Source organism: Aeromonas genomosp. paramedia, assembly GCF_023093515.1.
GTDB lineage: Bacteria > Pseudomonadota > Gammaproteobacteria > Enterobacterales > Aeromonadaceae > Aeromonas.
This window is the reverse complement of the sequence record NZ_JAAROG010000025.1, coordinates 1-12,390: the sequence shown is the minus strand read 5'-3', so window position 1 is coordinate 12,390 and position 12,390 is coordinate 1. Positions and strand designations below refer to the sequence as shown.

Sequence of the window (12,390 nt, the reverse complement as noted above, 5' to 3'; positions counted from 1 at the left end):
AGAATTGACGTGGGCGCCCTGCTGCTTTGGCAGCAGGGCGCCGAGGTTAGACTCCTGACAGGGGAAACACGTGAAAGACTTACTCAAGTTTTTGAAGGCTCAGACCAAGACCGAAGAGTTTGACAGTATCAAGATCGGTCTGGCCTCTCCTGACATGATCCGCTCCTGGTCATTCGGTGAGGTCAAAAAGCCTGAGACCATCAACTACCGGACTTTCAAGCCGGAACGTGATGGTCTGTTCTGCGCCCGTATCTTCGGACCGGTGAAGGACTACGAGTGTCTGTGCGGCAAGTACAAGCGCCTGAAACACCGTGGTGTGATCTGCGAGAAGTGCGGCGTAGAAGTGACCCAGACCAAGGTCCGTCGCGAGCGCATGGGCCACATCGAGCTGGCCAGCCCGACTGCCCACATCTGGTTCCTGAAGTCCCTGCCGTCCCGTATCGGTCTGCTGCTGGACATGACCCTGCGTGACATCGAGCGCGTGCTGTATTTCGAATCCTATGTGGTTATCGAACCCGGCATGACCAACCTCGAGCGCAGCCAGATGCTGTCCGAAGAGAACTATCTGGACGCACTGGAAGAGTGGGGCGACGAATTCGACGCCAAGATGGGTGCCGAAGCAATCCTTGCATTGCTGCGTGCCATCGATCTGGAAGGTGAAGTCAAGACCATGCGCGAGGAGCTGGATCAGACCAACTCCGAGACCAAGCGCAAGAAGACCACCAAGCGTCTGAAGCTGATGGAAGCCTTCCTGCAGTCCGGCAACAAGCCGGAGTGGATGATCATGACAGTGCTGCCTGTGCTGCCGCCGGACCTGCGTCCGCTGGTACCGCTGGACGGCGGCCGTTTCGCGACCTCCGATCTGAACGATCTGTACCGTCGCGTGATCAACCGTAACAACCGCCTGAAGCGTCTGCTGGATCTGGCAGCTCCGGACATCATAGTGCGCAACGAAAAGCGCATGCTGCAAGAGTCCGTGGATGCCCTGCTGGACAACGGCCGTCGTGGTCGTGCCATCACTGGTTCCAACAAGCGCCCGCTGAAATCCCTGGCCGACATGATCAAGGGTAAGCAAGGTCGTTTCCGTCAGAACTTGCTGGGTAAACGTGTCGACTACTCCGGTCGTTCCGTTATCACCGTAGGTCCGACGCTGCGTCTGCATCAGTGCGGTCTGCCGAAGAAGATGGCGCTCGAGCTGTTCAAGCCCTTCATCTATGGCAAGCTGGAATCCCGTGGTCTGGCGACCACCATCAAGGCCGCCAAGAAGATGGTGGAGCGCGAAGAAGCCGTCGTCTGGGACATCCTGGACGAAGTGATCCGCGAACACCCGGTCCTGCTGAACCGTGCACCGACCCTGCACCGTCTGGGTATCCAGGCGTTTGAACCGACCCTGATCGAAGGCAAGGCCATCCAGCTGCACCCGCTCGTCTGTGCCGCCTATAACGCGGACTTCGATGGTGACCAGATGGCGGTCCACGTACCGCTGACCCTGGAAGCCCAGCTGGAAGCGCGCGCCCTGATGATGTCCACCAACAACATCCTGTCGCCTGCCTCCGGTGAGCCGATCATCGTTCCTTCCCAGGACGTGGTCTTGGGTCTGTACTACATGACCCGTGCCCGTATCAACGCCAAGGGCGAAGGTATGGTGCTGGCCGGCCCGAAAGAAGCCGAAAAGGTCTATCGTGCCGGTCTGGCCGATCTCCATGCTCGTGTGAAAGTGCGCATTACCGAATACCTGCGTCAGGAAGACGGTTCCCTGCGTGAACACACCGAGATGAAGAACACCACCGTTGGTCGTGCGATTCTGAGCCTGATCCTGCCGAAAGGCATGGAATACGCGCTGATCGACGAACCCAAGGTGCTGACTGCCGCCGAGCAGGCCGATCTGGATGCCAATCCGCAGAACTGGATCAAATCCGTATCCAACAAGGCGCTGGGCAAAAAGCTCATCTCCCGTCTGCTGAACACCTGCTATCGCAAGCAGGGCCTGAAGGACACCGTCATCTTCGCTGACCAGCTGATGTATACCGGTTTCCATTATGCGGCCCTGTCCGGTGCTTCCGTTGGTATCGATGACATGGTCATCCCGGATGCCAAGAAAGACATCATTGCGGCAGCCGAAGCCGAAGTCGCCGAGATCCAGGACCAGTTCCTGTCCGGTCTGGTGACCGCGGGCGAACGCTACAACAAGGTTATCGATATCTGGGCCAGCGCGAACGATCGCGTCTCCAAGGCCATGATGGATAACCTCTCCAAGGAGCGGAACGTCAACTCCCTGGGTGAAGAAGAAGAGCAGGCCTCCTTCAACAGCATCTTCATGATGGCCGACTCTGGTGCGCGGGGCTCCGCCGCCCAGATCCGTCAGCTGGCCGGTATGCGTGGCCTGATGGCGAAGCCGGATGGTTCCATCATCGAAACGCCGATCGTGGCGAACTTCCGTGAAGGTCTGAACGTACTGCAGTACTTCATCTCCACTCACGGTGCTCGTAAGGGTCTGGCGGATACCGCACTGAAGACGGCGAACTCCGGTTACCTGACTCGTCGTCTGGTTGACGTGGCTCAGGACATGGTGATCACCGAGGACGATTGCGGTACGACCGAAGGTCTGTGGATGACTCCGCTGATCGAAGGTGGTGACGTGGTCGAGCCGCTGCGTGAGCGCGTGCTGGGTCGTGTGGTCGCCGAAGACGTGATCAAGCCGGGTACTGAAAGCGAGATCCTGGTCGCGCGCAATACTCTGCTCGACGAGTATCTGTGTGACCTGCTGGAGCGTAACTCCGTCGACCGCGTGAAGGTACGTTCTGCCATCACCTGTGAGACCGACTTCGGTAACTGTGCTCACTGCTACGGCCGTGATCTGGCCCGTGGTCACCTGGTGAACAAGGGTGAGGCTGTCGGTGTTATCGCCGCCCAGTCCATCGGTGAGCCGGGTACCCAGCTGACGATGCGTACCTTCCACATCGGTGGTGCCGCATCCCGAGCTGCTGCCGAGAGCAGCATCCAGGTCAAGAACACCGGTAGCATCAAGCTGCAGAACGCCAAGTTCGTTACCAACAGTGCCGACAAGCTGGTTATCACCTCCCGTTCTACCGAACTGACCATCATGGACGAGATGGGCCGTACCAAGGAAAGCCACAAGCTGCCTTACGGTTCCGTGCTGGAAGTGAAAGATGGCCAGGCCGTGAGTGCCGGTGATACCGTCGCCAACTGGGATCCGCACACCCACCCGATCATCACCGAAGTGGCAGGTCGCCTGGACTTCGAACACATGATCGACGGTGTGACCATCACTCGTCAGACCGACGAGCTGACCGGTCTCTCCTCTATCGTCGTGCTGGATGTCAACGAACGTCCGAGCGCCGGTAAAGAGATGCGTCCGACCGTGAAACTGGTCGACCTGAACGGCAAAGACGTGATGATCCCGGGTACCGACGTTGCAGCCCAGTACTTCCTGCCGGGCAAGGCGATCGTGAACCTGGAGGATGGTGCCAACGTGGGCGTGGGTGACGCGGTAGCGCGTATCCCGCAAGAGTCCAGCGGTACCAAGGACATCACCGGTGGTCTGCCGCGCGTTGCGGATCTGTTCGAAGCACGTCAACCGAAGGAACCGGCTATCCTGGCCGAGATCTCCGGTACCATCTCCTTCGGGAAAGAGACCAAGGGCAAACGCCGTCTGGTCATCACCCCGACCGACGGTGGCGACATCTACGAAGAGATGATTCCGAAGTGGCGTCACCTCAACGTGTTCGAAGGTGAAAAAGTTGAGAAGGGTGAAGTGCTGGCGGACGGTCCTGAGTCTGCTCACGACATCCTGCGTCTGCGCGGTATCAGCCCGGTCGCCAACTACATCGCCAACGAAGTGCAGGACGTTTACCGTCTGCAAGGCGTTAAGATCAACGACAAGCACATCGAAGTCATCGTTCGTCAGATGCTGCGCAAGTGCGAGATCCTGAGCGCTGGCGACACTGACCTGATCGAAGGCGAGCAGGTTGAAGTGGCTCGTGTGAAGATTGCCAACCGTAAACTGGTTGCCGAAGGCAAGACCCCGGCCACCTACCGTCATATCCTGATGGGTATTACCAAGGCATCCCTGAGCACCGAGTCCTTCATCTCCGCGGCTTCCTTCCAGGAAACCACTCGTGTTCTGACCGAAGCGGCCGTTGGTGGCAAGCGTGATGAACTGCGTGGCCTGAAAGAGAACGTGATCGTGGGTCGTCTGATCCCGGCTGGTACCGGCTTTGCCTACCACCATAGCCGGATCAACCAGCGTGCCGCCGCAGCCCGTGCTGTCGGTGTACCGCAGGTGACCGCCGATGAGGCTCAGCAAAATCTGGCGGATCTGCTCAACGCAGCCGGCAGTTTTGACGAAGAGTAATCTTCAGCTGCAGTGATTAAAAAGGGCTCCTTCAAGGGGCCCTTTTTGTTGCCTGCCCGCCGGCAGAACCTTGCACCGGGCTGGGGCAGGGGATGATCCAGTGCAAGGTTATAGAGCAAAAAATCAAAAAAAGTTGACATTGATCCCCCGCAATTGAAAACTCGGGAAAGTTGAATGGTTATTACAGGGGTAGAACATGGCTGTCGGTATCGAGGAAGTACTGCTTCCCGAAGAGCAACTGAGCGGTCGCGCTTTTACAGACGAAGACAGGGAATTGTTGCGTTCTTATGAGGGCCTCATCGAGGGCCTGGCCGATCTGTTCGGCAAGCACTGCGAAGTGGTGCTGCATTCCCTGGAAAATCTGCATGAGTCAGTGATCAAGATAGCGAACGGATTCAACACGGGGCGAACCCTGGGGGCACCGATCACCGATCTGGCCCTGCGCATGCTCAAGGACATCGAGAGCACGGGCCAGGATCACACCCAGAGCTACTTTGCCCGCAGCCGGACCGGTGCGCTGATGAAGTCGAGCACCATCGCCATCCGCAACCGCGACAAGCAGGTGATAGGGCTTATCTGCATCAACCTGCACATCAATGCGCCTTTCCACGAGTTCGTGGCCGAATTCTTCCCGACGCCCCAGCAAGTGGAGCGTCAATCGCCGGAGACCTTCGCCAACAGCGTGGAGGAGCTGGTTGCCCAGACGGTGGACAACACCATCGACGAGATCAACCGCGATCCCTCCGTGGCCAACAACGCCAAGAATCGTTTTATCGTGACCCAGTTGTTCGAGAAGGGCATATTTGATATCAAGGACTCGATCAACCTGGTCGCCGACAAGCTGAATATTTCCAAACATACCGTGTATCTCTACATCCGACAGCGCAAGCAGGGTGAAGAAGAGAGCGAGTAAGCGCCATAGATAGGGGATAGATAACAATGGCTAAAGAAGTGATTGCAACCGACAAGGCGCCTGCCGCAATTGGTCCTTATGTTCAGGCTACCAAGCTGGGCGACCTGGTGTTCACCTCCGGGCAGATCCCGCTCGATCCGGCCACCATGGACATAGTTGCCGGTGGCATCGAGGCGCAGGCCGAACAGGTGATGAAGAACCTGGTTGCAGTATTGAAGGCGGCGGGTGCCGATACCAGCAAGGTGCTGAAGACCACCTGCTTCCTGAGCGACATGAACAACTTCGTGGCCTTCAACCAGGTCTATGCCCGCTACTTCGGTGACGCTGCTCCGGCGCGCTCCTGCGTGGAAGTGGCTCGCCTGCCGAAGGATGTGCTGGTCGAAGTCGAAGCCATTGCTTACGTCTGAGTCTGAGTCATCGGAAGAGCCCCTCCCAGGAGGGGCTTTTTCGTCTTTGAGGTAGAATGGATGCACATCTGTGCAGGAGTCCGGACATGAGTCTGAATTTTGCCCTGCTGGTCACCGGGCCCGCCTATGGCACCCAGACGGCCAGCACCGCCTATCGCTTCGCCCTGAGCCTCATCGAGCAGGGGCATCAGCTGACCCATCTGTTCTTCTATCAGGATGGGGTCCATAACGGCAATGGACTGCATGCACCGGCCAGCGATGAGACCGACCTGGTGGCGCTGTGGCGCGAGCTGGCCCTGGCGCAGGGCATTGCCATCGATGTGTGTGTCGCCGCCGCCATGCGCCGCGGGGTGCTCGACGAGGCCGAGGCCAAGGGGGTCGGCAAGACCCAGTTCAATCTGCAGGCCCCGTTTCGTTTAAGCGGGCTGGGTCAGCTGGCGGAGGCCAGTCTGACCGCCGACCGCTTCGTCCAGCTCTAGGGGGATGGAATGACCAAGATAGCCTTTATCTGCCGGCGTGGTCCCCACGGTACGGCGAGTGGACGAGAGGGCCTGGATGCCTTGCTGGCCACCTCTGCGTTGACGGAATCCCTGGCGCTGTTCCTCATCGGCGATGGCGTGCTGCAACTGGTCAGGGAGCAGTCGCCACAGGGGATATTGCAGCGTCACTATGCCCCGACCTTCAAGATGCTGGAACTGTACGATGTCGAGGAGGTCTATGTCTGTGCGGCGTCGTTGGCCGAGCGTGGTCTGACCGCCGCGGATCTGCTGATCCCCGTGACGGTGCTGAGCCCGGCCGAGATCCGCCGCCAGTGGGACAACTTCACCACCCACATCAGCTTTTGAGGTGCCCATGATACAGCTGGTATTGAGCTCTCCCTTCCTCAGTCAGGACCTCGAGCAGGTGATGCGTTATCGTCAGGAAGCGGATCTGCTGGTGCTGATGCAGGACGCCGTGGTGGCAACGACGGCCCCGCAGTGGTGCGAACGATTGAGCGGGATCCCGCTTTATGTGATGGGGGAAGACCTGAAGGCGAGGGGCCTGTCCCCCAGGATCGGGATGGAACTCGACATGGCCGGCCTGATCAAGCTGATCGCCGAACAGGGATCACCGCAGACCTGGGCCGGCTAGTTTTCATTTTTGCCTGTCAGCTCAAGTGGTTATCACAATAATGGCGGGATGTCATTTGCCCTTTTGGCGCACGAATTGTATAAATCTTGACTCCCCAGACAACAGGGCATAAAATTTCGCGTCCCCGTATCTGCGGGGAGGATTTTTCACACGTTTATGAAGTCATTATCAGGAGCCTTTTGATGGCAACTATTAACCAGTTGGTTCGCAAGCCACGCATCAAGCTCGTTGTGAAAAGCAACGTGCCGGCGCTGGAAGCGTGCCCTCAGAAGCGTGGCGTATGCACCCGTGTATACACCACCACCCCGAAGAAGCCTAACTCTGCACTGCGTAAAGTGTGCCGTGTACGTCTGACCAACGGCTTCGAAGTCACCTCCTACATCGGCGGTGAAGGTCACAACCTGCAGGAGCACTCCGTTGTTCTGATCCGTGGCGGTCGTGTCAAGGATTTGCCAGGTGTTCGTTATCACACCGTTCGTGGTGCGTTGGACTGTGCCGGTGTTAAAGACCGTAAGCAGGCTCGCTCCAAGTATGGCGTGAAGCGTCCGAAAGCTTAATGGTTCTCCGTTAAGTAAGGCCAAACGTTAATTCGTTTCTAGTTAGATAACTTTCTAGTTTTGGGTAACCCCTGAAGTTACGGAGAATTTGAAATGCCAAGACGTCGTGTTGTTGGTCAGCGTAAAATCCTGCCGGATCCCAAGTTCGGATCAGAGCTGCTGGCTAAATTTGTCAACGTAGTAATGGTTGACGGTAAGAAATCTGTTGCAGAAGCCATCGTTTATGGCGCCCTGGACATCATTGCCACCAAATCTGGCAAAGAGCACCTGGCCCTGTTCGAAGTCGCTCTGGACAACATTCGTCCGGCGGTCGAGGTTAAATCTCGTCGCGTCGGTGGTGCAACCTATCAGGTACCGGTAGAAGTTCGTCCGGTTCGTCGCAATGCCCTGGCAATGCGCTGGTTGGTTGATGCCGCTCGTAAACGTGGTGAAAAATCAATGGCTCAGCGTTTGGCTGGCGAGCTGCTGGATGCCGCTGACAATAAGGGTTCGTCTGTCAAGAAACGTGAAGACGTTCACCGTATGGCTGAAGCGAACAAGGCCTTCGCTCACTTCCGCTGGTAATCCGCTTGCGCAGGGTCTTCTGGCTCTGCGCACCTTTAATTATCTGGGGACAAGTGCCCTAGTAAGAGGATGACAATGGCTCGTACAACCCCCATTGAGCGTTATCGTAACATCGGTATCTCTGCTCACATCGACGCCGGTAAGACTACTACTACCGAGCGCGTTCTGTTTTACACCGGTGTAAGTCACAAGATCGGTGAAGTTCACGATGGCGCCGCCACCATGGACTGGATGGAACAGGAACAAGAGCGTGGTATCACCATCACCTCCGCCGCGACCACCGCTTTCTGGTCCGGTATGGGCAAACAGTTCCAACCGCACCGTATCAACATCATCGATACCCCGGGCCACGTTGACTTTACTATCGAAGTAGAGCGTTCAATGCGTGTTCTGGACGGCGCCGTGATGGTGTACTGTGCCGTAGGTGGCGTACAGCCACAGTCTGAGACCGTATGGCGTCAGGCTAACAAGTACAAGGTTCCCCGTATCGCGTTCGTCAACAAGATGGACCGTACCGGCGCCAACTATCTGCGCTGCGTTGAGCACATCAAGACCCGTCTGAAAGGCGTGCCGGTTCCCCTGCAACTGAACATCGGTGCAGAAGAGAACTTCAAGGGCGTTATCGACCTGGTCAAGATGAAAGCCATCAACTGGAGCGAAGCTGACCAGGGCGTGTCTTTCGATTACGAAGACGTCCCGGCCGAGCTGCTGGAACAAGCGCAAGAAATGCGCATGAACCTGGTTGAAGCGGCTGCTGAAGCGTCTGAAGACCTGATGGAAAAATACCTGGGTGGTGAAGAACTGACCGAGGAAGAGATCAAGAAAGCTCTTCGTCAGCGTGTTCTGAACAACGAAATCATCCTGGTTACCTGTGGCTCCGCGTTCAAGAACAAGGGCGTACAGGCCATGCTGGATGCCGTGGTTGACTATCTGCCGGCTCCGACCGACGTAGCAGCCATCGACGGTCTGAAGCTGGATGGCGAGACCAAGGACGAGCGTCACGCTTCCGATGACGAGCCGTTCTCTGCTCTGGCATTCAAGATTGCTACCGACCCGTTCGTAGGCAACCTGACCTTCTTCCGCGTTTACTCCGGTGTGGTTAACTCCGGTGACTCCGTGCTGAACTCCGTCAAAGAGAAGCGCGAGCGTTTTGGCCGTATCGTTCAGATGCATGCCAACAAGCGTGAAGAGATCAAAGAAGTTCGCGCAGGCGACATCGCCGCTGCCATCGGTCTGAAAGACGTGACCACTGGTGACACCCTGTGTGACGAAAAAGCGCCGATCATCCTCGAGCGTATGGAATTCCCGGAGCCGGTAATCTCCATCGCGGTTGAGCCGAAAACCAAGGCTGACCAAGAGAAGATGGGTCTGGCACTCGGCCGTCTGGCGCAGGAAGATCCCTCTTTCCGCGTATGGACTGACGAAGAATCTGGCCAAACCATCATCGCCGGTATGGGTGAGCTGCACCTGGACATCATCGTTGACCGTATGCGTCGCGAGTTCAAGGTAGAAGCGAACGTAGGTAAGCCGCAGGTTGCCTACCGTGAAACCATCCGCACTACCGTCAAGGACATCGAAGGCAAGCATGCCAAGCAGTCCGGTGGTCGTGGTCAGTACGGTCATGTTGTTATCGACATGTACCCGCTGGAAGAAGGCAAAGCCTACGAGTTCGTTAACGACATCAAGGGCGGCGTCATTCCTGGTGAGTTCATCCCGGGTGTTGACAAGGGTATCCGTGAGCAGCTGAAGTCCGGCCCTCTGGCAGGCTATCCGGTTATGGATCTGGGCGTGCGTCTGCACTTCGGTTCCTACCACGATGTCGACTCCTCCGAACTGGCGTTCAAAATCGCTGCTTCCATGGCCTTTAAGGCTGGCTTCATGAAGGCCAACCCGGTTCTGCTCGAACCGATCATGAAAGTAGAAGTTGAGACTCCGGAAGACTACATGGGCGACGTGATCGGTGACCTGAACCGTCGTCGTGGCCTGATCGAAGGTATGGAAGACGGCCCGTCCGGCAAGATCGTTCGTGCTCTCGTGCCGCTGGCCGAGATGTTCGGTTATGCGACTGCCCTGCGTTCCGCTACCCAGGGTCGCGCTTCCTACGCCATGGAATTCGCCAAGTATCACGATGCCCCGACTAACGTCGCCCAGGCCGTGATCGAAGAGCGCAAATCCAAGTAATTTATGATTCCCCGCCTACGACGGTAGGCGGGTTTAACCTAGAAGGACTACGTCGTGTCTAAAGAAAAATTTGAGCGTAATAAACCGCACGTAAACGTCGGCACCATCGGCCACGTTGACCACGGTAAAACCACCCTGACCGCCGCCATCACCAACGTGCTGGCCAAGCACTTCGGTGGTAAAGCTTTCGCCTTCGACCAGATCGACAAGGCACCGGAAGAGCGTGAGCGTGGTATCACCATCAACACCTCCCACGTAGAATACGACACCGCGATCCGTCACTACGCCCACGTAGATTGCCCGGGTCACGCCGACTACGTTAAGAACATGATCACCGGTGCTGCCCAGATGGACGGCGCGATCCTGGTAGTAGCCGCGACTGACGGCCCGATGCCGCAGACTCGTGAGCACATCCTGCTGGGTCGCCAGGTTGGTATCCCGTACATGATCGTGTTCATGAACAAGTGCGACATGGTAGACGACGAAGAGCTGCTCGAACTGGTCGAGATGGAAGTTCGTGAACTGCTGACCGAGTACGACTTCCCGGGTGATGACCTGCCGGTAGTACGTGGTTCCGCGCTGAAAGCGCTGGAAGGCGACGCTGCATGGGAAGAGAAGATCATCGAGCTGGCTCACCACCTGGATACCTACATCCCGGAGCCGGAGCGCGCCATTGACCAGCCGTTCCTGATGCCTATCGAAGACGTCTTCTCCATCGCTGGCCGTGGTACCGTAGTTACCGGTCGTGTAGAGCGCGGTATCGTCAAGGTAGGTGAGACTGTAGAAATCGTCGGTATCAAAGACACCGTTTCTACCACCTGTACCGGTGTTGAAATGTTCCGCAAACTGCTGGACGAAGGCCGTGCCGGTGAGAACGTTGGCGCCCTGCTGCGTGGCGTGAAGCGTGAAGAAGTTGAGCGTGGTCAGGTACTGGCCAAGCCGGGTTCCATCAAGCCGCACACCAAGTTCGAATCTGAAGTGTACGTGCTGTCCAAGGAAGAAGGTGGTCGTCATACCCCGTTCTTCAAGGGCTACCGTCCGCAGTTCTACTTCCGTACTACCGACGTGACCGGTACCATCGAACTGCCGGAAGGCGTAGAAATGGTAATGCCAGGCGACAACATCAAAATGGTTGTTACCCTGATCGCCCCGATCGCGATGGATGACGGCCTGCGTTTCGCTATCCGTGAAGGTGGCCGTACCGTAGGTGCTGGTGTTGTAGCTAAAGTTATCGCTTAATCGATACTTTAAATGCACACATGAAAGGGGTGGCTTCGGCTGCCCCTTTTATTTTTTGGGGCGTTATTGTCCCGTGAGACACATTTCAAACATCTATTACCGAGGTAGTGCCCGTGAGTAAACCCGCCATTTTTCTGGATCGTGATGGTGTCATCAACGAAGACACAGGTTATGTCAGCCAGGTCGATGACTTCCATTTCCTGCCCGGGGTGATCGAAGCCCTGCAGCTGCTGAAGAAGAAGGGCTATCTGCTGATTGTCGTCACCAACCAGTCCGGCATCGCCCGCGGCTACTTCAGTGAAGACGACTTCATGAACCTGACCGAGTGGATGGACTGGTCACTGGCCGACCGGGACGTTGACCTCGATGGTATCTATTTCTGTCCTCATCATCCGGATCACGGCGCTCCCTGTGATTGCCGCAAACCTGCACCCGGCATGCTGCTGTTGGCGCAGCAGGAGCTGGGCATCGACATGGCGCGCTCTTATATGGTGGGTGACAAGCCTTCCGACCTGAAAGCGGCCATCAATGCCGGAGTAGGACACAAGGTGATGGTGCGCACCGGCAAGGCTGTGACCGACGAGGGCACTGCGCTGGCTGATGTCGTCTATGACAATCTGCACGATTTTGCCGTTTCAGTGCCTGCCGCGGGCTGATTTTGTTCGCTTAATATGCGCATTGGTGGCTTTGTGAGCGAACGGTTGATGAAAGCCATCTTTTTGCAATTATCTGCTTGCCAGAAAGTTTCAGCTCCCTATAATGCGCCTCCATCGACAGGGCAAGCGGCAACGCAAACAACCCGGTCGATAACCTAGAAAAGCCTTTGAAAATAAGGCTTGACTCGAGAAGGCGGTTGAGTAGAATTCCACTCCCGCAGCAACATACTGTTGCGTCGCTCTTTAACAATTTGAATCAAGCAATCTGTGTGGGCACTCACAGCATCGAACATCAAAAACAATTTTTGATTTTCAATGTCTGGTGAAGTGACCAAGACAACTTCGGTTGTCACAGTTTATTTCAGCA

11 protein-coding genes are annotated in these 12,390 nt (G+C 56.7%); all 11 read left to right on the top strand.

Going from position 1 to position 12,390, the window contains the following annotated elements:
* Positions 1 to 70: 70 nt before the first annotated feature.
* Positions 71 to 4,375: a DNA-directed RNA polymerase subunit beta' gene (gene rpoC, locus HB860_RS17890; protein ID WP_139439129.1), complete on the top strand. Its 4,305-nt coding sequence runs from the start codon at positions 71 to 73 to the stop codon at positions 4,373 to 4,375.
* 196 nt (positions 4,376 to 4,571) lie between these two features.
* Complete coding sequence (locus HB860_RS17885; RefSeq protein ID WP_025328613.1) at positions 4,572 to 5,288, top strand: helix-turn-helix transcriptional regulator; 717 nt, start codon at positions 4,572 to 4,574, stop codon at positions 5,286 to 5,288.
* Positions 5,289 to 5,314: 26 nt separating this feature from the next.
* Entirely contained in the window at positions 5,315 to 5,695 is a 381-nt protein-coding gene (locus HB860_RS17880; protein WP_041206542.1) for a RidA family protein, read from the top strand.
* Positions 5,696 to 5,781: 86 nt separating this feature from the next.
* Positions 5,782 to 6,174 carry a sulfurtransferase complex subunit TusD gene (tusD, locus tag HB860_RS17875; protein ID WP_247627506.1) on the top strand — a complete coding sequence of 131 codons (393 nt, stop codon included), beginning with the start codon at positions 5,782 to 5,784 and terminating at the stop codon, positions 6,172 to 6,174.
* Positions 6,175 to 6,183: 9 nt separating this feature from the next.
* Positions 6,184 to 6,540, top strand: coding sequence for a sulfurtransferase complex subunit TusC (gene tusC / locus HB860_RS17870; RefSeq protein ID WP_139439123.1), 357 nt, complete (start codon positions 6,184 to 6,186; stop codon positions 6,538 to 6,540).
* Between the two features lie 7 nt (positions 6,541 to 6,547).
* A complete protein-coding gene (gene tusB, locus HB860_RS17865) occupies positions 6,548 to 6,826 on the top strand; it encodes a sulfurtransferase complex subunit TusB (protein WP_247627505.1) in 279 nt (92 codons plus the stop codon).
* Between the two features lie 182 nt (positions 6,827 to 7,008).
* On the top strand, positions 7,009 to 7,383 hold the full coding sequence (gene rpsL, locus HB860_RS17860) for a 30S ribosomal protein S12 (protein WP_005306278.1): 375 nt from the start codon (positions 7,009 to 7,011) through the stop codon (positions 7,381 to 7,383).
* Positions 7,384 to 7,476: 93 nt separating this feature from the next.
* Entirely contained in the window at positions 7,477 to 7,947 is a 471-nt protein-coding gene (gene rpsG, locus HB860_RS17855; protein ID WP_010675949.1) for a 30S ribosomal protein S7, read from the top strand.
* 75 nt (positions 7,948 to 8,022) lie between these two features.
* Positions 8,023 to 10,128, top strand: coding sequence for an elongation factor G (fusA, locus tag HB860_RS17850; RefSeq protein WP_139439119.1), 2,106 nt, complete (start codon positions 8,023 to 8,025; stop codon positions 10,126 to 10,128).
* Positions 10,129 to 10,182: 54 nt separating this feature from the next.
* The gene (gene tuf, locus HB860_RS17845) at positions 10,183 to 11,367 is read left to right on the top strand and encodes an elongation factor Tu (RefSeq protein ID WP_025328607.1); all 1,185 of its coding nucleotides are present in this window, start codon (positions 10,183 to 10,185) and stop codon (positions 11,365 to 11,367) included.
* Between the two features lie 113 nt (positions 11,368 to 11,480).
* Positions 11,481 to 12,023, top strand: a complete 543-nt coding sequence (gmhB, locus tag HB860_RS17840; protein ID WP_247627504.1) for a D-glycero-beta-D-manno-heptose 1,7-bisphosphate 7-phosphatase — start codon at positions 11,481 to 11,483, stop codon at positions 12,021 to 12,023.
* Positions 12,024 to 12,390 lie beyond the last annotated feature (367 nt).